Raw genomic sequence first — 22,156 nt, forward strand, 5'->3', positions numbered from 1 at the left:
CAGACTGTAAGTATTGTTAACACCCTTTGGTTCAAATAAATTTCCAATATGATTATTCGCAAGCTAATCAGGAGGGGTGATGATTCCCTCCTGATGTAATTTCGTACGTTATCAGGCCAGCTTGTGTTTATACCCTTTTAGCCAGACCAGTAAATTCAGTACGCACATGATGGTGCCTGCCACCGAGACCCCATACCAGCCCGCCGTTTGATAAGCCGAAGCCGACACCAGAGACCCTACCGCGCCGCCAATAAAGTACGTTGTCATGTAGCCTGCGGTCAGGCGGTTACGCGCTTCCGGCATCGATTTGTAAATCACACTTTGGTTGGTGATGTGCACGCCCTGAACCGAAAGGTCCAAAACGATGATGCCGACGATCAGCGAGATCACCGAATGCTGACCGTAAGCGATCGCCGCCCAGGACAGTAAAAGCAGCACCAGTCCCGCCGTTGTTGTCAGATGCGCTTTGCCTTTGTCGGCCAAATGTCCGGCGCGTGTAGCCGCCAGTGCGCCCGCTGCGCCGACCAGACCAAACAGGCCAATCACCCCTTCGGAATAGTGATACGCCGGGCCAGCCAGCAGGAACGCCATCGACGTCCACAAAATGCTGAAGTTGGCAAAACAGAACATACCAATCAGCGCGCGGGTGCGTAAAACCGGCGTGTGGATAAACAGGGTGAAAATGGATTTGAGCAGTTGCGGATAATTAAGATCCGTATGCTGCTGATGTTTTGGCAGTTTGCGCCATAAAACGAGTGCCATGATAATCATCAGCGCACTGGCAACCCAGTACACCGTCCGCCAGCCGCCGAGTGTCGCCAGTGCACCGGCAACCGTCCGGGCCAGCAGAATACCCAGCAACAGACCGGACATAATCAGCCCGACCACTTTGCCGCGTCGTTCCGGTTCAGCCAGCGTCGCCGCCAGCGGCACCAGAATCTGCGCCACTACCGAGAACAGCCCGGTCAGCGCTGTCCCCACCAGCATGATAGTCAGCGTCGGTGCCATCGCAGTGATCAGCAATCCGGCGGCGGAAAGCAGAGTCATCAGCACAATCAGGTTACGACGTTCAAACATATCGCCCAGCGGAACGATAAACATCAGCCCGCAGGCATAACCCAGCTGAGCGACGGTGACGATAAAACCGGCCTGATTAACGGAAAGGCTGAACGCACGCGCAATGGTTTCCAGCAGCGGTTGCGGATAATAGTTACTGGCAACGGCAAGCCCGGTGGCCACCGCCATCAGCATGATCAGCGCCGGGCTGAGCGGGGAATGTGTTGTAGTTTTTTTCATAATGAGAATCAACGGATCTTATTGAAGGGCAGGGAAATGCGAAAAAACGATTATCGTTTTGGTTGAAATATTAAACCAATGAATAGTTTTAATGGCAACTATCGGGTTTTGTAATAGCCATAAAAACGGGCGGAGATTTCTCTCCGCCCGCGGGTTTTACTGCGTCATTTTTCGCTTACTTCGCGGCAGCAGCGGCTTCTTTCACCCAGCCATCGAACTCTTCCTGATGGGCTTTAATCCAGCCGTCGGTCTGCGCATCGATATCAGCATCCGAGTTTTTACCGGCGTGCATCGCAGCATTCTGCGCATTGATGTCTTTCAGCGGTAATTTCATGATGGCAAACAGCTTCGCGGCGGCCGGGTTTTTCTCGGCCCAGGCTTTGTTTGCCACGATATGCATAGTGCTCACCGGGAAACCGTAGTTCTTGCCGTTTGGCAGTTTGGTATCGGCGTTTTTATCACCCGGCACGACGGAGAATGGCACCTGCATCCACAACACATCTTTGCCCGGGATCAGCACATTGCTGACCCAGTACGGCGTCCAGGTGTAATAGAAAATCGGTTTGCCTTCTTTGTATCGCGTAATGGTGTCGGCGATCATCGCGGAATAGTTACCCTGATTATGTGTCACGGTTTTTTCCAGACCGTACGCTTTCAGCTGTTCGTTCAGTGCGGCTTCACAGCCCCAGCCCGGCGTACAACCGGTCAGATCAGCTTTGCCGTCGCCGTTGGTATCAAACAGCTTGGCAAGTTTCGGATCTTTAAGTTGCTCGATGTTGGTGATGTGATACTGCTCGGCGGTTTTCTTATCGATAAGCCAGCCCTGCGCTGCGCCGGTCACATACGTCCCTTCACGATAGAAAACTTTATCGCCACCGGCGGCTTTGTACATTTCATCATGGAGCGGTGACCAGTTCACGGCGGTAAACGTGGCGTCACCGGCGGCAATGGTGGTGTAGCCGACGTTGTAATCCACTTCACGGGTCGGCTGAACATCGTAGCCCAGTTTTTCCAGCGCCTTATTCACCAGTTCCGTCTGGAAAGTTTCTTCGCTGATGGTGCTTTGAATCGGTGTCACGCTGACGCCTTTACCCGGAAGATCGGCGGCGAACGTTGTGGCTGTGGCAAATGTGGTGAGGGCGGCAACCGCCCAGAATCCTGTCTTTTTCATAAATTCCTCTGAGATTTTCATCGGTTATTTCGTGGCGGCTGCGGCGGCCGCTTCTTTGATCCAGCCATCAAACGTGGCCTGGTGTGCTTTGATCCAGCCGTCAACGTGTTGCTGAATATCGTCAGAAGAGGATTCCCCTTCGTGCATCTTCAGGTTTTGCGCGTTCACGTCCGCCAGCGGCAGTTTCATGATGGCGAACAGTTTCGCGGCGGCCGGGTTTTTCTCAGCCCAGGCTTTATTCGCCACGATGTGTTCGTTGTTGACCGGGAAACCGTAGTTTTTGCCGTTCGGCAGCGTGGTATCCATGTCTTTCAGCGAGCCAGGATTGGCCGAGAACGGCACGGTCAGCCAGACCACGTCTTTGCCCGGTTTCATCTCGTTGCTCACCCAGTAAGGCGTCCAGGTGAAATACAGCACTGGTTTGCCGGATTTATAGCGGGTCAGCGTATCGGCAATAATCGCCGAATAGTTGCCTTCGTTCTGTGTGACGGTGTCGCTCAGGCCGTAGGCTTTAATTTGCGTATTGATGACGGAGCCGCATACCCAGCCCGGATTACAGCCGGCCATATCGGCTTTGCCGTCACCGTCGGCGTCAAACAGCCCGGCGATTTTCGGGTCTTTCAGCTGCGACAAATCGTGGATGTGATATTTATCGGCGGTTTTTTTGTCGATCAGATAACCCTGCGCTGCGCCGCTGATATAGGTGCCCTGACGGTAAAATTTCTGATCGCCACCGGCGGCGTTGTACATATCTTTTTGCAGCGGTTCCCAGTTCACCGCCATGTACGTCGAATCGCCGCTTGCGATGGCGGTGTACGCGACGTTGTAATCCACTTCACCGGTTTGCTGAACGTCATACCCCAGTTTTTGCAGGGCGCGGTTAACCAGTTCCGTCTGGAAAGTCTCTTCTGCGATGGTGCTTTGCAGAGGTTTCACGACCACGCCTTTGCCCGGTAAATCAGCGGCGAAAGCGGCGGGTGTGGCGATCGATAATGCGAGGACGAGTGTTTTTAGTTGTGTTGTGCGCATGGTGAACCCTTATTCTTGCTGGTGAATACGTAAGAGTGGACTGCGTAGTTTTAGCTTTTGAGAGTTCCCGGCAGCGAACCGCCGGGAAAAGTGCAGTGTGTGAATCAGGCTTTTTTGACGAAAGGCTTCATCACCAGACCAACCGGTCCGCGGGTGAACCAGCGGTGGCCGCCTTTGCTGCGGCTGTCGCGGCCCATAGACTGCGTCAGGCGGTCGAGGATGATGGCGAGAATAACGATACCCGCACCACCGACCGACGCGAGGCCCATATCCAGACGGCCAATCCCGCGCAGAACCATCTGACCCAGACCACCGACGGCGATCATCGAGGCGATAACCACCATCGACAGCGCCAGCATCAGCGTCTGATTAATACCGGCCATGATGGTCGGCATCGCCAGCGGAAGCTGAACTTTAAACAGCATCTGGCTCGGGCTGGATCCGAAGGATTTCGCGGCTTCGATCAGATCTTCCGGTACCTGGTTGATCCCCAGAATCGTCAGACGTACGACCGGTGGGAGGGCGAAGATAATGGTGACCACAACCCCCGGCACGTTACCGATACCAAACAGCATCACGATCGGCACCAGATACACGAACGCCGGAGTGGTCTGCATGGCATCGAGCAGAGGCCGGATAATTTTTGCCGCCCGCTGACTGCGCGCCAGCCATATCCCCATCGGCAAACCGATCAGAATACAGAAGAACAGCGAGGTCAGAACCAGCGCCAGCGTCACCATGGCTTGTGACCACGCGCCGATTGCGCCGATCAGAACCAGAGAAACCAGCGTGGCGGCACCCATGCCTAAACCCGCCATCTGCCAGGCGAGCAGGGCGAAAATCAGAATCGCAATGGGAGCTGGTAGTGATTCCAGCCCGCTTTGAAAACCGCTCAGCACGAAATCGACCGGCACGCGGATCCCCTGGAATACCGGACGGAAGTTGCCAACCAGCCAGTCGATCCCGTTGGTTACCCAGTGGTCGAGCGGGATCAGCGTGCTGTGAAACGGATCCAGAATATTGAAATGCTGATGCTGTTCCGGTGCGACGCTCAGCCAGTCGTTGGCCTGTGCGGCGGCGTGGTGCGTGGTGTCCGGTGCGCTGGTTGCGGCATCGCTGCTGCCGCCCCACGGATCGCCACCGGCATCGGCAGGTGCGGAACTGGCTGCGGCGTCAGGCTGCGGCGCAACGCCACCGCTGGCGTTATCGGCACTCCACGGATCAACGGATGCATCCAGTGGCTGAGCCTGAGCCGCCTGCGCGTGCTGAAGAACTGTATTGTTTATGGTTGAGTTGCTCATTCGTTACCCCCTTCTTTATCCAGAGCCTGAAGCAGCATGGCTTTGGAAATAATGCCGATATAGTTATTGTCCTCATTGATCACCGGTACGGCGCAAGGCGCGGCGGCAACATGAGAAATCAGTTCGCTGAGCGGCATATCTGCCTGCACCGGTGCCGGAGATTCCAGCAGGGCGCTTTCCAGCGGCTGATTGGCTTTCAGCGCGGTTTTCAGGGATTCAATCGACACGACGCCGATGAATTTCTGACCGCGTTCCAGCACATAACCATATTCGCGGTCTTCATCTTCGAGCAGCTTGAGCGCAGCACGCGGACCAAAACCGGGGGTTTTACGAATGAGCGCACCACGACGGCGGGCAATGTCTTTGGCGCTGAAGACCTGACTGATATCGACACCACGGAAGAAGGTGCGGACATAGTCATTGGCCGGATTATTGAGAATATCTTCCGGCGTACCGACCTGAACCACTTCGCCGCCCTGCATAATCGCAATGCGGTCGCCGATGCGCATGGCTTCGTCGAGGTCATGGGAAATAAACACGATGGTGCGCTGATGCTGCGCTTGCAGCTTCACCAGCTCATCCTGCATTTCGGTGCGGATTAACGGATCGAGCGCCGAGAAGGCTTCATCCATCAGCAGAATATCAGGGTTATTGGCCATCGCGCGGGCTAAGCCGACGCGCTGGCGCATCCCCCCGGACAATTCATCCGGATAAGAATTGGCATAGTTTTCCAGCCCGACCTGACGCAGCGCATCCAGCGCTTTGACATTTCGCTCTTCCACCGGCACACCGGCCAGCTCCATACCAAAGGCCGTATTATTCAACACGGTCAGGTGTGGCATCAGTGCAAACGACTGAAATACCATACTGATTTTACTGCGACGCACCTGGCGTAATTTTGATTCTGAGATTTTGGCGATGTCTTCGCCGTCAATCAGCACTTCGCCGCGGGTGGGCTCTATCAGACGATTGAGAAGGCGTACCATGGTGGATTTACCGGAACCGGATAACCCCATGATGACGAAGATCTCGCCTTCTTCAATGGCCAGACTGGCATCTTTAACGCCAAGTGACAGACCGGTTTTCTCAAAAATTTCTTCTTTACCCTTGCCTGCGTCAATCATCTTGAAAGCGCGATCCGGGTTCTCGCCAAACACCTTATAAAGATTTTTTACTTCGATTTTAATTGCCATGCAATATGCATTCCTTGGATATAAATAGCCGTATCGGCTTGATGTCTAATTTTTCTGTTGAAACGTATAGTTTTTTGCCTGTTACAAAATAGTGAACGCTTTATACCCTAACACACCAAAATTCTGAGACAAGTCTCAATGTTTCTCATGAATATTCATGGTTGTGTTTCTGGTGGCGTATTTTTATGTATTATGCGCGTCTAATTTACGTCAGCTCGGGTTGACATTTAATGACAATTTCAAGGGCGCTGTGATTATTGTTGGCTACCTAATTATCTGATGCGTGTATTTTGCTAAATATATAATCAAATAATTGATTTTAAATGGATTAATGACTTCTTGTTTTGTGGGGTTTTTGGTGGTTTAAATAGTGTGATTCAGGTGGATTTAATGCAAATTTCATGGCGGGATTAGCAATGTGTAAATAGTGATTTCAGCTTGCACTGAAAGCCCCGTATTTACCGGTTGTCTGAAAGGTGAATATTTGTGGAAATAATCGCACTGTGCGGGTTGAAATGTGGGAATTTGGCCAGCGGAACCGCTGGCCGTGAAGGCGAAATTCAGAGGGGCAGAACGCCATAATTCGGGTTCAGGAGGAGGATTTTTCCTCAGTCACTATTTTCCGGTACAGACGCCTTGGATGGCCGATATTTCCGTACTGCATCTCGACGCCGATAAAGCCCATTTCCACACAATATTCCAGATACCGGCGGCCGGTGGTTTTGCTGATCCCAACCTCTTCAACCACCTGTTCCACCGACCAGCTGACATCGGGTTTTGCGGTGAAAACCCGCTGAACCAGTTCGAGCGTATTCGGCTCAATCCCTTTCGCAGAAGGGGCTGGCGGCGTGTCGCTGGCGGGGAGGTTAAACAGTTTGTCCAGCGCCCGCTGATCGACCACTTTCACATTGCGCAGGGTTTGCACCAGTTGCATGAATCGCTCGAGCGAGCTGCGCAGGCGGTGAAACGACACCGGCTTAATAATGTAGTCAAACGCGCCGCTGCGCATGGCGTGGCTGCACGTTTGCATATCGCTGGCTGCGGTAATGAAAATCACCGAACAGTCGAAGCTTTTAAGCAGCGGGCTGTCGATCAGATCCACGCCCTGGCCGTCTGGCAGGTAATTATCCAGCAGCACCAGCCTCGGCTGATGCAGCCGCAATAACGAACGGGCCTGTTCCAGCGTGGCGGCAATCCCGACCACGCGCAGGTTAAAGTTTTGCTCGATAAAATCACGGTGCAGACCGGCAAGGTGCGGCTCGTCTTCCACAATCACGACATCGAGTGCGCTGCTGTTATTCATGTTGCTGTCCTGTTGACCTCTCTGACGGATACGGGATAAACACTGAAAATATCGTACCCTGAGGCGCATTGTCTGAGATTTCGATGCTGCCGCCCGCCTGACGGACGTAACCGGCCACCAGATAAAGCCCGATGCCGTGTTCGGCGCCGGTCATCTCATCGCCGCCGGAAGGCTTTGAGGTGACGCCCTGCTCAAACAGATTCGGCTTCAGGGCGTCATCGACGCCGCCACCGCGATCGGCCACCTCAATCAGCAGCTCGCGGTTCCTGTCTGAAATATACAATTCTACCGGCGAAATCGGTGCGCCGGCTTTCAGCGTGGCGTCCACGGCGTTATCAAGCAGATTGCCGATCACCGACATTAGCTCGGTTTCGCCGATGACCGGCGGAATACGGATTAACTGGCAGGCCGGGTCAAACACCAGCTCCACGCCTTTCTCGCGTGCACTGACGAATTTTCCCAGCAGCAGCCCGCAAAGGGCAGGCGACGTGAAGCGTGCCGACACGAAATCCAGCACCGCCTGCGCACCTTCCGACTGAGCCTGAATGTAATGCATCGCGTCATCATAACGCTGCATTTGCAGTAAACCCGCCAGCGTCGCCGTCCAGTTCAGCTGTTCATGGCGCATGATGCGCAGACTATCGGCGTAGCGTTTCACCTGGCTCAGCTGGCTGCTCAGCGTATTAATGTCATTTTTATCGCGGAAGCTGAATACCCATCCGCTCTCTTTGCCCGGCTCCAGCTCAATCGGCACGCGGTTCATGATCACCTGACGCTGGTTGAGCACGGTTATCTGATCATGGCGGCTGTTATTGTCCTGAATGCCGCTTTGCGTAAAGAACGCGGGCGGCGTGTGGAGCACTTCTTCCAGCGGTTTGCCGATCAGCTCGTTTTCCGGCTGACGGATATCGAGTAACTCCCGGGCGGCGCGGTTAATGGAAATCAGCTGCTTCTCAGCATTAATCGCAAATACGCCTTCGTACATGGCTTCCAGCAACGCTTTTTGCTGGCGAACCAGCAGCGCAATATCCTTGGGTTCGAGCCAGAACATCTGTTTTTTGACGTTGCGGGTAAACATCCACGAGAAAATAAACAGCAGTAATAATAGAAGAAGACCGTATAAACCGGCCTGCGCCAGACGGTGACCATTAATATTGTCGATATAAGACGTGAGATAGCCGACCGACACAATGCCGATGACCTGGTTATTTTCGTCGAGTATCGGCGCTTTGCTGCGTAATGAAACGCCGATGCCGCCCTGACGCACCGATATAATGGTTTTCCCGGCCAGCACCTCCGCGTTATCGCCGCCAATCATCGGCAAATCTATTCTGTCCGGGGATTCCGAGTGATAAAGATGCCGCTCGCGGACGTCGCCAATCACGATATAACTGGCATCACTCTTATCGCGTAACGGCTGGATAAGACGGGCAATTCCCTGCACATCGCGACGGGCGACTTTCTCCGCCAGACCCGGCATCAGCGCGATTTCGCTGGCCTGAACTCTGGCGCGCTGCCCCAGATCGTGATGCAGCTGGCGGTCGATGATATGAAATAAAATAGCGCCCAGCAGCGCCAGCAACAGGCAGGAAAATACCACCAGAGATAAAAAGAGCTTTACCTGAAAAGGTAATCTTAATTTCATACATCCCGCCAAAAGCCAGCCCTCAGACACACATCGAATAAGCCTATCACGGCGAAAACGCCGCCGTAATCTGGCATAAGCGAAGTTGTGAACGAAGAAGATAAATAGAATGTAATTCACGCAATGATTGCAGGGTTAATTGCCGGTTTTACTACTTATCTGATAATCCTTATAAATTTGGACGCATTAACTCCATAAACACCATAACAACCTTTATCCCTGCGGTTTTAATTTGAACAACCTCACATCCGCCTGACCGGCCATTTTCATATGCTCAGACCATCAATAAGAAAAGTATTACCAAGAAAGAGGCAATGTCATGAGCACAACCGACGATTCCTACATCGCTGTCAAAGAAACAAAAACTTCCGGTATGTCTGCCCGGCAAAAATGGTGGCACATTCTGGATAACTACAAGATAGGGATTATCCCGCTGCCGTTTTTCCTGCTGGCGGGCGTGCTGATCCTGCTCGATTGCCTGAATGGCAAACTGCCCAGCGATATCGTGGTGATGGTCGCGACGCTGGCGTTCTTCGGGTTTGCCTGCGGTGAATTCGGAAAACGTCTGCCGGTGGTCGGCAAACTTGGCGCAGCGGCGATTTGCGCCACCTTTATTCCATCCGCGATGGTGCATTATGGCCTGCTGCCGGACGTCGTGGTCGATTCCACGGTTAAATTCTACAAATCCACCAACATCCTCTATCTCTACATCTGCTGCATTATTGTCGGCAGCATTATGAGTATGAACCGTCAGGTGCTGATCCAGGGTTTTATGCGGATCTTCGTGCCGATGCTGTGCGGTGAAATCGTCGGGATGATCGCCGGAATGGCGATGGGTACCGCGCTAGGCTTACCGCCGATGCAAACCTTCTTCTTCCTGATCCTGCCGATCATGGCCGGTGGCGTCGGCGAAGGCGCGATCCCGCTGTCGATGGGCTACGCGACCATTCTGCATATGGAGCAAGGCGTGGCGCTCGGGCGGATCCTGCCGATAGTTATGCTGGGTGGTCTGACGGCTATTGTATTGGCGGGCGTACTGAATCAGCTCGGAAAACGTTATCCGCATCTGACCGGCGAAGGTTCGCTGATGCCAGCCAAAGAAGGCAATATTGGCAGCGGAACCGATGAGTTTCAGGGTAATCCCGGCGTGAACGCTTTGGCTTGCGGCGCGCTGCTGGCGATCCTGCTGTATATGGTCGGGATGCTCGGGCAAAAATGGATTGGCCTGCCTGCGCCGGTCGGGATGTTGTTTGCCGCGGTGCTGGTGAAACTGGCAAATGGCATTTCGCCGACCATCCAGCACGGTTCGATGACGGTGTATAAATTCTTCCGCACGGCCGTCACCTATCCGGTGCTGTTTGCCGTTGGTGTTGCGATTACGCCGTGGCAGGAGCTGATCAACGCGTTTACCGTACAAAACCTGCTGGTGATCGTCACCACCGTGCTGGCGCTGGTCGGCACGGGTTTTTACGTCGGAAAAAAAATCGGTATGCATCCGATTGATGTCGCGATTGTTTCCTGTTGCCAGAGCGGGCAGGGCGGCACCGGCGACGTGGCCATTCTGACCTCCGGCAACCGCATGACGCTGATGCCTTTCGCCCAAATAGCCACCCGCATCGGCGGTGCGATCAACGTTTCCGTCGGGCTTTTCGTGCTGGCGAAGTTCTTCTCCTGAGTGCCTTCTGCCCCCTTTTCCCTAAAGGGGGCTAACAGGCAAAAATTAGAAAGTCTTTTTTTGGACTCGTTTTCTGGTGGTTATTTTTTGCTCGTCGGTTATTATTTGCGCACTCAACGACGAGTCACCCGCCCCGTACGCTGGTCTACAGGTAAGGATGAAATCTATTTCTGAAAAAAGAACGTTCGCATGTTTCGTATTAAAACCCCGGTTTATTTTTTATTACTGATAATCTCTTCTTTCTTTAGCATTAATTCCTTTGCCTTCGAATTGCCAAAGGAATTCACGTCTCTCGGGAAAAAGAATTATTCCCATAAAGAAATTTTTAAATTACATAACGAAGCGCCTTTATCCGGTGATAATGGCAATCCTGATGAAATTAAAACGGCATTATTATCTCAGTATTCTCACTGGAAAGGCACTCAGTATCATCTGGGCGGCACGACACACAAAGGCGTGGACTGCTCAGCGCTGATGCAGCATCTGTTCAATGATTCCCTGCATCATCCGTTGCCACGCACGACGTTTGAGCAAATTAAAAATGGCAAAAAGGTGAATAAAGACAACCTTCAGCCCGGCGATTTAGTCTTTTTTAAAACGACAGAGGCCGATCGTCACGTCGGCGTATATATTGGCGATAATCAGTTTATTCATGCCTCTAAAATTGAAGGTGTCACAATATCGTCACTGGATAATCAGTATTGGGTCAATCATTATGAAACAGCGCGACGTCTGGAATTAATGAGTTAACACTTATTTATTAAAAAGGCGGATTAATACTCTCCGCCCTTTAATGACTGATTATTTATCCGCTTATTTATCTGATGATGCCTGCCACAAATTTAACTGACCGTCTGAGACATGCTGATCAATCGCCGCCAGCTCTTCGGCGGTGAATCGCAGGTTTTCCAGCGCCCTGACGTTTTCTTCCAGCTGTTCAGGACGGCTGGCGCCAATCAGCACGGACGTCACGCGATCGTCTTTCAGCAACCAGCTTAGCGCCATCTGCGCCATGCTCTGGCCGCGCTTGTGCGCCATTTCATTGAGTAAACGCAGGCTGTTGAGGTTTTCCTCCGTCAGCATTTTTTCATTCAGCCCGCGCACTTTATTGCCTTCCACCTGCATGCGCGAACCGTCCGGGATCCCGTTCAGATACTTACCGGTCAGCAGCCCCTGAGCCAGCGGCGTGAACGCGATGCAGCCCGCGCCGTTTTGTTTCAGCGTATCCAGCAGGCCGCTTTTATCCACCCAGCGGTTCAGCAGATTGTAAGACGGCTGGTGGATCAGCAGCGGCACTTTCAGCTCGCGCAGCAGTTCCGCCATTTTCTGCGTACGTTCCGGCGAATAAGACGAAATCCCGACATACAGCGCCTTACCGCTTTGCACGGCGTAAGCCAGCGCGGCGGCGGTTTCTTCCATTGGCGTTTCTTCATCCACGCGGTGGGAATAGAAGATATCGACGTAATCCAGCCCCATGCGTTGCAGGCTTTGATCCAGACTTGCCAGCAGATATTTGCGCGAGCCGCCGGAGCCGTAAGGGCCGGGCCACATGTCGTAACCGGCTTTGGTGGAGATAATCAGCTCATCGCGGTAAGACGAAAAATCCTGACGCAGCAACTTGCCAAAATTCTCTTCGGCGGAACCCGGAGGTGGCCCGTAGTTATTCGCCAGATCGAAATGCGTGATGCCTAAATCAAAGGCTTTTTGCAGCAGGGCGCGCTGGGATCCCAGCGGGCTGACATGGCCGAAGCTGTGCCATAAACCGAGAGAAAGTGCAGGGAGTTTTAAACCACTCTGACCGCAGCGGCGGAATTGCATGGTTTCATAGCGTGAAGGTGAGGCAGCGTAAAGCATGATGTTTCCTTCTTTGTTTCCTCGTCATATTTCAAGTTGCAGATGCGTTGGCTGCGCTCACTCACCCGGTCACATAGTTCACTATGCTCCCGGGATGAGCAAACTTGCCGCCTTCCTGCCACTCGAACTATTTAGAGGAAGTAGGGTTATTTTTGAAACACTGTTTCTATTGTAACCCCTGAAGAAATTACAGCAACATCAGAAATCCCAGTCCTCATCTTCGGTGTTGACCGCTTTGCCGATCACGTAGGAAGAACCGGATCCTGAGAAGAAGTCGTGGTTTTCGTCGGCGTTTGGCGATAATGCCGAGAGGATCGCCGGATTGACGTCTGCCATGCTGGCCGGGAACAGCGCCTCGTAGCCGAGATTCATCAGGGCTTTGTTGGCGTTGTAGTGCAGAAATTTCTTCACATCTTCGCTCCAGCCTACGCCGTCGTACAATTCTTCGGTGTAGCGGATCTCGTTGTCGTATAAATCCTGAATCAGATCAAACGCCTGCTCTTTGATCTGCCGCTGACGTTCTTCACTTTCCAGCGCCAGTGCTTTCTGGAATTTATAGCCGATGTAGTACCCGTGAACCGCTTCGTCGCGAATGATCAGGCGGATCAGATCCGCGGTATTGGTCAGTTTGGCGCGGCTCGACCAGTACATTGGCAGATAAAAACCGGAATAGAACAGGAACGATTCGAGGAACACGCTGGCGACTTTCTTCATCAGCGGATCTTCGCCGTCGTAATACGACAAAATGATCGCGGCTTTATTTTGCAATGCGACGTTTTCCTCGCTCCAGCGATAGGCTTCATCCACGTCCACGGTGGCGCACAGCGTCGAGAAAATCGAGCTGTAAGAACGCGCATGCACCGCTTCCATAAAGCAGATATTCGAGTAAACCGCTTCTTCGTGCGGCGTCACGGCGTCTTTCATCAGCGTCGGTGCGCCGATCACGTTTTGCACGGTATCGAGCAGCGTCAGGCCGGTAAATACGCGGATCGTCAGCTGTTTCTCTTTCGCACTCAGCGTCGCCCAGGACGGAATATCGTTGGATAACGGCACTTTTTCCGGCAGCCAGAAGTTGGACGTCAGACGGTTCCAGACTTCCAGATCTTTATCGTCCTGGATCTTGTTCCAGTTGATCGCTTTACTGACCGGCTGCGGCACTAACAATTGTTTTACTGCGCTCATCTTTAAGTCCTTTCAATCGGTTACAGCGTGCAGGAAACGCAGCCCTGAACTTCGGTGCCTTCCAGCGCCATCTGACGCAGACGGATGTAATAAATGGTTTTGATGCCTTTACGCCAGGCGAAGATCTGCGCTTTGTTGATGTCGCGCGTGGTGGCGGTATCGCGGAAGAACAGCGTCAGCGACAGCCCCTGATCGACGTGCTGCGTGGCTTCGGCGTAGGTATCAATAATTTTTTCCGGGCCGATTTCGTACGCATCCTGGTAGTAATCCAGATTGTCGTTGGTCATAAACGCCGCCGGATAATACACACGGCCAATCTTGCCCTCTTTGCGGATTTCCACGCGGGACACGATAGGGTGAATACTCGACGTCGAATTATTGATGTAAGAAATCGAACCGGTCGGCGGCACCGCCTGTAAGTTCTGGTTATACAAGCCGTGTTGCATCACCGAGGCTTTCAGCTCCGCCCAGTCTGCAAGCGTCGGAATGTGAATGCCGCTGTCTGCAAACAGTTCACGAACGCGCGCAGTTTTCGGCTGCCATTTCGTCGCCAGCGCGTCATCGACGTATTTATCAAAATAGGCGCCGCTGGCGTAGGTCGAATCGGCAAAGCCTTTGAAGGATTGCTGACGTTCGATGGCAATCTGGTTCGAGGCACGGATCGCATGGAAAGCGACGGTGCAGAAATAGATATTGGTGAAATCCAGCCCTTCTTCCGAGCCGTAATAAATCCGCTCGCGGCACAGATAACCGTGCAGATTCATCTGCCCGAGGCCGATGGCGTGGGAATCCTGATTTCCCTGATCGATAGACGGTACCGAGCGGATATTGCTCATATCCGATACCGCCGTCAGTGCGCGAACCGCCATTTCCACCGTATTCCCGAAGTCCGGGGAATCCATCGCCGAGGCGATATTCAGTGAGCCGAGGTTACAGGAAATGTCTTTGCCAATTTCCTGATAAGACAGGTCTTCGCCGTACACCGTCGGCGAGTTCACCTGCAAAATCTCCGAACACAGGTTGCTCATATTGATGCGGCCTTTGATCGGATTGGCGCGGTTTACCGTGTCCTCAAACATCATGTACGGATAGCCGGATTCAAACTGAATTTCCGCCAGCACCTGGAAGAATTCGCGCGCGTTGATTTTGCTTTTGTGAATGCGTTTGTCATTCACCATCTCGCGGTATTTCTCGGTGATGCTGATTTCGGACATCGGCACGCCGTAAACTTTCTCGACGTGATACGGCGAGAACAGGTACATATCTTCGTTGTTTTTCGCCAGCTCGAACGTGATATCCGGAATGACCACGCCAAGAGACAGCGTTTTGATACGGATTTTTTCGTCGGCGTTTTCACGTTTGGTATCGAGGAACCGCAGAATGTCCGGATGATGCGCGTTCAGATACACCGCGCCTGCGCCCTGGCGCGCGCCGAGCTGATTGGCGTATGAGAACGCATCTTCCAGCATTTTCATGATGGGAATCACGCCGGAAGACTGATTTTCGATGCGCTTAATGGGCGCGCCGACTTCGCGGATATTGGTCAACATAAACGCCACGCCGCCGCCGCGTTTTGACAATTGCAGTGCCGAGTTCACCGAACGGCCGATGGATTCCATGTTGTCTTCGATGCGCAACAGGAAACACGATACCAGCTCGCCGCGCTGTTTCTTGCCGCAGTTCAGGAAAGTTGGCGTGGCAGGCTGGAAGCGGCCGGAAATAATTTCATCGACAAACTGCCCGGCGAGCTGAATATCCCCGCGCGCCAGCGTCATCGCGACCATACACACGCGGTCTTCGTAACGCTCGAGATAGCGCTTGCCGTCGAAAGTTTTCAGCGTGTAGCTGGTGTAATACTTGAACGCGCCCAGAAAGGTCTGGAAGCGGAATTTATGGGCGTAAGCCCGTTTGAACAGACGCTTGATATCTTCGAATTCGTAAAGGTTCAGCACGTCGGCTTCGTAATAGCCTTCTTCCACCAGATAACGCAGTTTCTCCGCCAGATTGTGGAAGAAAACCGTGTTCTGATTGACGTGTTGCAGGAAGTAATGGCGCGCGGCCAGGCGGTCTTTATCAAACTGGATCTGGCCGTTAGCGTCGAACAGATTCAGCATCGCGTTAAGCGCGTGATAGTCCGGGCTGCGGGTGCCGGGGTCGGTGATTGCTAGTTCTGTCGCTGCCAAAATTCTGTTACTCCCTGTTTAACCTTTGCAACGTCTTCCGGCGTTCCCAGCAACTCAAAACGGTACAGGTAAGGAACCTGACACTTCTGGGAAATAATGTCGCCGGCAATGCAATACGCTGCGCCGAAGTTGGTGTTGCCAGCGGCGATAACACCGCGGATCAACGAACGGTTATGTTCGTCATTGAGGAATCGGATCACCTGCGTGGGCACCGCGCCTTTTGCCGAACCGCCGCCGTAGCTCGGGACCAGCAAAATATAGGGTTCATCGACACGCAGTTTTGCGCCTGCTCCGCCAATCGGAATGCGAATTGCCGGCAAATCCAGCTTGCCGACAAAACGGTGAGTGTTTTCCGAAGAACTGGAGAAATACACTAACGGATGCATCCGTCAGGCCTCAGAAGGCGGTTTGCAGCTGACGCAGGGCGGAGATTTTGTCCGGACGGAAACCAGACCAGTGGTCGTCGCCGGCCACAATTACCGGAACCTGCTGATACCCCATCGCACGAACCTGCCCGAGCGCCTGCTCATCCTGAGTCAAATCGACCACTTCATAAGCGATGCCTTGTTTATCTAATGCACGGTACGTCGCGTTGCACTGGACACAGTCTGGTTTACTGTAAATAATAATGCTCATGATTCGTATTTCCATTTAGTAAGAAATCAGAGACAATTTTTGCCTCACCCGCTGTGCCACTGCTTCAGCCGGGAAGAGGCGCGAGATTCGGTGCCATCGTGGCGTCCCGATGCATTGAATACTAGATGTGGTGATTATAATTTTCAACCATACAATATGTAGATTTTCTAAAAATGCTTATTGCAAAAACGACAAAGCCCGCAGGAAGCGGGCTGGCGGGGAGAAACTTTTTTGGTTCTGATTTTTGCGCAGAGATGTGTTTAAAAAATGCACTGCACAAAGTATGAAACTTACTGGCGCATACCCACAGCCAGACGGTTAAACGCATTCATCAGGCCGATAGCAAAAGTCAGTTCTGAAATTTCCACATCGCTGAAATGTGCTTTCAGCGGTTCAAACGCGCTGTCCGGTGCGCCGGTGGCGGCAATCAGCGTCAGTGATTCTGACCAGGCCAGAGCGGCACGTTCGCGCTCAGAATACGCATGGCTTACCTGCCATCCCGCCAGCTGATCCAGTTTGGTCTGATTCACGTCCATTTTGCGCAGCGCTTTGGAATGCATATCCAGGCAATACGCACAGCCGTTGATTTGTGAAACGCGCAGGAACGCCAGCTCGATAATCACGTTATCCAGCGGGCCGTTTTCCAGTGCGCCGAGCGCGGCTTTCATGGGTTCCATGACGGAAGAAGACAGAGAGTAGTAAGGCAAACGAAGCGTATTCATGGTGATTTCCTGTGGTGAAATTGGGTGGCAAATGGATGCGCCGTGCATCTCAATGACGGCTACTTTACGCAGTATATGGTCTATACTACAGGGCCATAAAAACTCTCTTTAAGCAGGTCATGATGAGCCGCTTCAGCCTCGTTTTTTCCCTCGATCCGCAACACAAAGAACCGCTTTACCGCCAGATTTATCAGCGTGTCAAACGGGCGATCATGGAAGGGCAACTCAGGCGCGGCAGCCGCGTGCCTTCCGTGCGCGCGCTGGCCAGTGAGCTGGGTGTGGCGCGTGCGACCGTCGAAAACGCCTACGGCCTGCTTACGGCGGAGGGGTTTCTGCAAAGCCGCGGGCAGGCGGGAACAGTGGTCAGCGCGCCGGACAGTTTATCCGCGCCTGTGCCGTCGCCAGCCGCGAAATCCGCTCCGCGCAAACCGATTAACCCGATGTTGCCTTCCGTCTCGTCGTTACCTTTCCAGCTTGGGTTGCCTGCGCTCGATGCTTTTCCGCGTGCAATCTGGTCGCGCATTGTGGCGCGTCAGGGGCGCCATACCGCGATGACCGATCTGGGCCATCCGCCGCTGACCGGCATTGACGCACTGCGGGCGTCGGTGGCGCGATACCTTCAGCTTTCCCGTGGCTTTACCTGCCGCCCTGAACAGATTTTTATCTGTGGCGGTTATGCGCCGGTGCTGGATCTGATTATAGGCAGCCTGCTGCAACCGGGCGACGGCGTCTGGCTGGAAGATCCCGGCTATCCGGTCACGCAGGCATTTTTCCGCGCCGCCGGTGCCGTGCCGGTTGCGGTGAATGTCGATGAGGAGGGCATGAACGTTCCGCAGGCCGTGGCGAACAATCCGCACGCACGTTTTGCCGTGGTCACGCCTGCCCATCAAAGCCCGCTTGGCGTGACAATGAGCCTCTCGCGGCGCATGGCGCTGCTGGACTGGGCTGCAAAACAACAGGCGTGGATTATCGAAGATGATTACGACAGCGAGTTCCGCTATCACGGTCAGCCGTTACCGTCGCTGAAAAGTCTCGATACGCAGGGACGCGTGATTTATGCCGGGACATTCAGCAAAGTCATGTTTCCGGCGCTGCGTTGCGGCTATGTCGTGGTGCCGGAAAGTCTGGTGGAAAAAATCGAAGCCTATTGCCCGCTGCGGATCTGTGGCACGCCGCCGCTGATTCAGGCGAGCATCACCGAGTTTATCGATCAGGGGCATTTTTACCGGCATCTGAAACGGATGCGCCAGCTTTACGCCGAACGGCGCGGGTATCTGGAACAGGCACTGACGGCGGCATTTTCACCGGACGTATTACAGGTTAATCAGCAGGCTGGCGGGATCCAGCTTTGTGCAACGCTCAGCCGCGAACTGGACGACGCACTGATTGCCAAAAATGCGCGGGAACAGGGGCTGGCGGTGCAGGCGCTTTCTGACTGGCAGGTTCAGCACCGCGAACGTGAAGATTGGCTGCGGCCTAACGGTTTACTGATGGGCTTTCCCAATATCAGTTCGCAGGACATAGCTGAAAAGCTGGTGGTGCGGCTGTCGCACATTGTTTCAGCTTCCGTCGCCGCGGCACCATTATCCTCAAAATAGAAAACGGAGCCCGAGGGCTCCGTCATCTTTTTAGCAATCGCGCGGCAATGAGGGAGCCACGCGGATGTTTCAGATAATCCCGACACAGGAATGAAACACCGCAAATTGCCTCTTGCGTTACCGACGTCCCAGCAGGACACCGATAACAATACCGATAGCTGCACCGGCACCCACGCCATACCATGGGTTATCTTTTACGTAGTCGTTTGCGGAGGCGGCGGCGTCACGGGCATGCTTCGTCAGTGTTTCACCGTTGAAACGTGAACGGGCATCGCGTAACACGCCTTCAGCTTTGCTGCGGAGTTTATCCAGTTCGTCCTTGGATTTATTTCCGGCAGACTGAAGCACTTCATCCAGCGTGTCAGCCAGCAGGGCTACGTCCTGATCAATTGTCTGTTCTGATTTCTTAGCCATTCTGTCTCTCCTTGTAGTGAACTTTAGCTTTCGTTTTGCTGATGACTAAAGCATAGACCAAAATGTTGTACCGGATGGTTCTTTGAGAACATCGGGCTATGATCCGGGGTGTTTTCAGGCCATGTGGCTGTCAGGAGAAATCAGGCGGGGCGCGGCTTTGCGTGACGCGGCTCAGATTTCTCTGCAAATGCTTTTGAGCGTTACAGCCAATAACATTTTTTGCGCCGTTTTACGTTTGATCCTCCCCGAAACCTGTTTATGCTATTGATTCCACTCGCAGCGTTTTCATCCCGGTTCTGCCCATGTCTTTAAGTACGTTTCGCTCTAACGCAATGCTCAATAAACGCATTCTGTCGTTCATGCTGTTTACTTTCGTCGTCTATCTGACCATCGGTTTGCCGCTCGCGGTGTTGCCCGGTTTTGTGCATAACACGCTGGGGTATAACTCCGTGCTGGCCGGTCTGGTCATCAGTGTTCAGTATTTTTCGACCCTGATCAGCCGTCCGCATGCCGGGCGCTATGCCGATCTTCTGGGGCCGAAACGGGTGGTGATTTTCGGTCTGATTTGTTGCGCAATGAGCGGCGTTTTCTACGCAGCGGCGTTCTTCCTGACGGACTGGCCGCTGGCGAGCCTGCTTTTACTGTGTCTGGCGCGCGTTTTTCTCGGCGTCGGTGAAAGTTTTGGCAGCACCGGTACCACGCTGTGGGGCATTGGCGCGGTGGGCGCGAAGCACACCGCACGGGTGATTTCATGGAACGGCGTGGCGACCTACGGCGCGATGGCCGTGGGTGCGCCGCTCGGCGTCATGCTCAATCATGCGTTTGGCCTGATGGGCGTGGCCGTGCTGATTGTGGTTGCCGCCGCCATTGCCTCCGTTCTGGCCTGCATGAAAGCCGCGATTTCTGTCACCGCCGGTAAACGCATTGCCTTCAAGGCGGTGGTCGGGCGCATCTGGCTTTACGGCCTCGGGCTCGGTTTTGGCACCATCGGATTCGGCGTTATCGCCACCTTTATCACGCTCTATTACGCGGACAAAGGCTGGAGCGGCGCGGCGTTTACCCTCACATTATTCAGCCTCGGGTTTGTCGGTGCGCGTCTGGTTTTCGGCAACATGATCAACCGCTTTGGCGGCCTGCGGGTTTCGCTGGTGTCTTTCGTCTTTGAAATCGCGGGCTTACTGATGATCTGGCAGGGGCACGATCCGCTGTCTGTTCAGCTTGGCGCGTTCCTCACCGGTTCGGGTTTTTCACTGGTTTTCCCGGCGCTGGGTGTCGAGGCGGTGAAGCAAGTTCCGCCGCAGAATCAGGGCACGGCGCTGGGGCTGTATTCCGCGTTTCTGGATCTCGGATTGGGCATCACCGGGCCGGTTGCCGGCCTGATTATTTCCCATCTCGGCACGCCTTCTATTTATCTGGCGGCGGCCTTTATGGTGGTAGTGGCGTGGCTGCTCACCCTCAAATTATGGATGCAAACCGCCACGCAAAAGCCTGCCGAATAGCCTTTTTCAGAGCAGGGTTTTGGGGTTTAGATAAATCCTAAATACGCCAAAACTCAGGATTTAGGCATTGTTTGGCAGAGTTATTGCGGTAAGGTCGCCTTGCGGTTAAAGAAGCGAGGAGCAACCATGTATTTACGGCCAGATGAAGTGGCACGCGTTTTAGAAACATCGGGATTTGAACGCGATTATATTGATGATAAAGCTTACGGTTATCGCCGTGGCGAACACTATGTGTATGTAAACCGGGAAGCGCGGTTTGGCCGGACTGCCCTGGTAATACACCCGGCGCTGAAAGAGCGCAGCGAACGTTTTGCCGAACCGACGGCGTCGTTTCGCAGCAGTGATGCGTATAAAAACTTCCCGCTGGATGTCTCGAGCGACAACGAAACGTATTACGGCATCTGCCACGGTTTCAGCTCGCGGCAGATCCTGGCCAGTTATCTGGATAACGTGTTCAGATAATCCGGGAAAACAGCGCTGCCGTTCAGTATCAGCCGGGGCAGCGCTGCCTGATGTCCCTTCCCTTATTTCAACGGCAGCAAAATATCGGTTTGCTGCGCATGTTCCGGTAATTCCTGATCAAGTTGCAGATAGCGGAAATACACCGGGAAATCCCGTAATTCCTCTCCGCTTTGCGGCAACCATTCCCGGTAAAGGTAATACACGCTGTCGCTGATGCGGTCATATGCCCCGACGTGCCGGACCACTGCGCAACGCCCGCCCGGCAGGCTTTTCGCCACCACGCCTTGTGGATTTTCGGGCACACGCCCGCCCGATTCAGGGTTTAACTCCCCGCAAACGTCAAAGCGAAAATCTTCACCCGGCGTCACCAGTGGATCGTTGTAAGGAATACCGTATGTCCCGCGCACGGTGTAATCTGACAGCCCCGACGCTTTTCGCCATTCAATGAATTTCGCGACTGTATTGTTCACCGTCATCGGGTCACCGCGATGCTCCAGCACCGCAATGCTCACTGGCGCAACCTCAATAATTTTCACATCCATATTTTCCAGCCTCTGCTGATTTTCCCTGCCGGGAAATTGAAAATGCACATGCCAGTCAACCCAGACGGGAGCTTTGCGAAACTCGCTGGGCGTCAGGCCGAAAGTGTTCCTGAAGGCGCGGGAAAACGACTCCGGATTTTCAAATCCGGCATCAAACGCAATCTCAATGATCTTCTCCTGCGGATTTTGCACCAGCCGGAATGAGGCTCTTTTCAGCCGCATCAGCGTGATATAACGGCTGACGCTGACACCGCAAAACTGGCTGAACTGGCGGTGAAAGTGAAACTGCGAAAAGCAGGCCACTTCACTTAACTGTTCAACCGTCATCGGGCTGTCCAGATGCGCCTCTATATAAGCAAACACCTGCTGAAAACGCCGCTGATAAAGATGAGTTTTCTCGTGATTCATTTCCGCTCCTTCAAGGCACTTACTTTGCACGGGTCGCCGAGGG

The 22,156-nt window shown here is 53.6% G+C and carries 20 protein-coding genes; 5 read left to right on the forward strand and 15 right to left on the reverse strand.

Annotation, left to right across the window (positions count from 1 at the left end; translation table 11 throughout):
• Positions 1 to 111: 111 nt before the first annotated feature.
• From KWG64_RS21265 to KWG64_RS21295, 7 genes are all read right to left on the reverse strand, one after another.
• Positions 112 to 1,296, reverse strand: a complete 1,185-nt coding sequence (locus KWG64_RS21265) for an MFS transporter (protein WP_195815671.1) — start codon at positions 1,294 to 1,296, stop codon at positions 112 to 114.
• Between the two features lie 175 nt (positions 1,297 to 1,471).
• Complete coding sequence (gene proX / locus KWG64_RS21270) at positions 1,472 to 2,467, reverse strand: glycine betaine/L-proline ABC transporter substrate-binding protein ProX (RefSeq protein WP_218523050.1); 996 nt, start codon at positions 2,465 to 2,467, stop codon at positions 1,472 to 1,474.
• A gap of 24 nt (positions 2,468 to 2,491) precedes the next feature.
• The gene (proX, locus tag KWG64_RS21275) at positions 2,492 to 3,496 is read right to left on the reverse strand and encodes a glycine betaine/L-proline ABC transporter substrate-binding protein ProX (RefSeq protein ID WP_218523051.1); all 1,005 of its coding nucleotides are present in this window, start codon (positions 3,494 to 3,496) and stop codon (positions 2,492 to 2,494) included.
• Between the two features lie 104 nt (positions 3,497 to 3,600).
• Positions 3,601 to 4,797 carry a glycine betaine/L-proline ABC transporter permease ProW gene (gene proW, locus KWG64_RS21280; protein WP_218523052.1) on the reverse strand — a complete coding sequence of 399 codons (1,197 nt, stop codon included), beginning with the start codon at positions 4,795 to 4,797 and terminating at the stop codon, positions 3,601 to 3,603.
• Entirely contained in the window at positions 4,794 to 5,990 is a 1,197-nt protein-coding gene (proV, locus tag KWG64_RS21285; protein ID WP_218523053.1) for a glycine betaine/L-proline ABC transporter ATP-binding protein ProV, read from the reverse strand. The genes proW and proV overlap by 4 nt, the downstream gene beginning before the upstream one ends.
• A 589-nt stretch (positions 5,991 to 6,579) precedes the next feature.
• The gene (locus KWG64_RS21290; protein ID WP_195815677.1) at positions 6,580 to 7,293 is read right to left on the reverse strand and encodes a response regulator; all 714 of its coding nucleotides are present in this window, start codon (positions 7,291 to 7,293) and stop codon (positions 6,580 to 6,582) included.
• Positions 7,286 to 8,938 carry a sensor histidine kinase gene (locus tag KWG64_RS21295; protein WP_218523054.1) on the reverse strand — a complete coding sequence of 551 codons (1,653 nt, stop codon included), beginning with the start codon at positions 8,936 to 8,938 and terminating at the stop codon, positions 7,286 to 7,288. The genes KWG64_RS21290 and KWG64_RS21295 overlap by 8 nt, the downstream gene beginning before the upstream one ends.
• 319 nt (positions 8,939 to 9,257) lie before the next feature.
• Between KWG64_RS21295 and KWG64_RS21300 the strand changes: the two genes are divergently transcribed.
• Positions 9,258 to 10,613 carry a 2-hydroxycarboxylate transporter family protein gene (locus KWG64_RS21300; RefSeq protein ID WP_218523055.1) on the forward strand — a complete coding sequence of 452 codons (1,356 nt, stop codon included), beginning with the start codon at positions 9,258 to 9,260 and terminating at the stop codon, positions 10,611 to 10,613.
• Between the two features lie 189 nt (positions 10,614 to 10,802).
• Entirely contained in the window at positions 10,803 to 11,363 is a 561-nt protein-coding gene (locus KWG64_RS21305; RefSeq protein WP_195815680.1) for an NlpC/P60 family protein, read from the forward strand.
• A 63-nt stretch (positions 11,364 to 11,426) separates the two neighbouring features.
• Here the strand turns inward: KWG64_RS21305 and mgrA are convergent, their stop codons facing one another.
• The 6 genes from mgrA to KWG64_RS21335 form a co-directional block, all read right to left on the reverse strand.
• Positions 11,427 to 12,467 (reverse strand): L-glyceraldehyde 3-phosphate reductase, encoded by a 1,041-nt coding sequence (gene mgrA / locus KWG64_RS21310; RefSeq protein WP_218523056.1) that lies wholly within the window; start codon positions 12,465 to 12,467, stop codon positions 11,427 to 11,429.
• Between the two features lie 198 nt (positions 12,468 to 12,665).
• The gene (nrdF, locus tag KWG64_RS21315; protein ID WP_218523057.1) at positions 12,666 to 13,649 is read right to left on the reverse strand and encodes a class 1b ribonucleoside-diphosphate reductase subunit beta; all 984 of its coding nucleotides are present in this window, start codon (positions 13,647 to 13,649) and stop codon (positions 12,666 to 12,668) included.
• 20 nt (positions 13,650 to 13,669) lie between these two features.
• Entirely contained in the window at positions 13,670 to 15,832 is a 2,163-nt protein-coding gene (nrdE, locus tag KWG64_RS21320) for a class 1b ribonucleoside-diphosphate reductase subunit alpha (protein WP_218523058.1), read from the reverse strand.
• Positions 15,814 to 16,218: a class Ib ribonucleoside-diphosphate reductase assembly flavoprotein NrdI gene (nrdI, locus tag KWG64_RS21325; protein ID WP_195815683.1), complete on the reverse strand. Its 405-nt coding sequence runs from the start codon at positions 16,216 to 16,218 to the stop codon at positions 15,814 to 15,816. The genes nrdE and nrdI overlap by 19 nt, the downstream gene beginning before the upstream one ends.
• 10 nt (positions 16,219 to 16,228) lie before the next feature.
• Positions 16,229 to 16,468 (reverse strand): glutaredoxin-like protein NrdH, encoded by a 240-nt coding sequence (gene nrdH / locus KWG64_RS21330; RefSeq protein WP_101079325.1) that lies wholly within the window; start codon positions 16,466 to 16,468, stop codon positions 16,229 to 16,231.
• Between the two features lie 290 nt (positions 16,469 to 16,758).
• Positions 16,759 to 17,190 carry a carboxymuconolactone decarboxylase family protein gene (locus KWG64_RS21335; RefSeq protein WP_195815685.1) on the reverse strand — a complete coding sequence of 144 codons (432 nt, stop codon included), beginning with the start codon at positions 17,188 to 17,190 and terminating at the stop codon, positions 16,759 to 16,761.
• 119 nt (positions 17,191 to 17,309) lie between these two features.
• Here KWG64_RS21335 and KWG64_RS21340 point away from each other — a divergent pair, with 119 nt between their 5' ends.
• Positions 17,310 to 18,788, forward strand: a complete 1,479-nt coding sequence (locus KWG64_RS21340) for a PLP-dependent aminotransferase family protein (protein WP_218523059.1) — start codon at positions 17,310 to 17,312, stop codon at positions 18,786 to 18,788.
• Positions 18,789 to 18,905: 117 nt separating this feature from the next.
• Here the strand turns inward: KWG64_RS21340 and KWG64_RS21345 are convergent, their stop codons facing one another.
• The gene (locus KWG64_RS21345; protein WP_218523060.1) at positions 18,906 to 19,202 is read right to left on the reverse strand and encodes a YqjD family protein; all 297 of its coding nucleotides are present in this window, start codon (positions 19,200 to 19,202) and stop codon (positions 18,906 to 18,908) included.
• Positions 19,203 to 19,504: 302 nt separating this feature from the next.
• Here KWG64_RS21345 and KWG64_RS21350 point away from each other — a divergent pair, with 302 nt between their 5' ends.
• Both KWG64_RS21350 and KWG64_RS21355 read left to right on the forward strand, forming a co-directional pair.
• Positions 19,505 to 20,701 (forward strand): MFS transporter, encoded by a 1,197-nt coding sequence (locus tag KWG64_RS21350; protein ID WP_218523061.1) that lies wholly within the window; start codon positions 19,505 to 19,507, stop codon positions 20,699 to 20,701.
• Positions 20,702 to 20,827: 126 nt separating this feature from the next.
• Positions 20,828 to 21,163: a DUF2002 family protein gene (locus KWG64_RS21355; protein ID WP_152324871.1), complete on the forward strand. Its 336-nt coding sequence runs from the start codon at positions 20,828 to 20,830 to the stop codon at positions 21,161 to 21,163.
• Between the two features lie 62 nt (positions 21,164 to 21,225).
• Here KWG64_RS21355 and KWG64_RS21360 read toward each other — a convergent pair whose 3' ends face one another.
• Positions 21,226 to 22,113, reverse strand: coding sequence for a GyrI-like domain-containing protein (locus KWG64_RS21360; RefSeq protein WP_218523062.1), 888 nt, complete (start codon positions 22,111 to 22,113; stop codon positions 21,226 to 21,228).
• Positions 22,114 to 22,156 lie beyond the last annotated feature (43 nt).

The organism is Rahnella sp. PD12R, assembly GCF_019200965.1.
Taxonomy (GTDB): domain Bacteria; phylum Pseudomonadota; class Gammaproteobacteria; order Enterobacterales; family Enterobacteriaceae; genus Rahnella; species Rahnella laticis.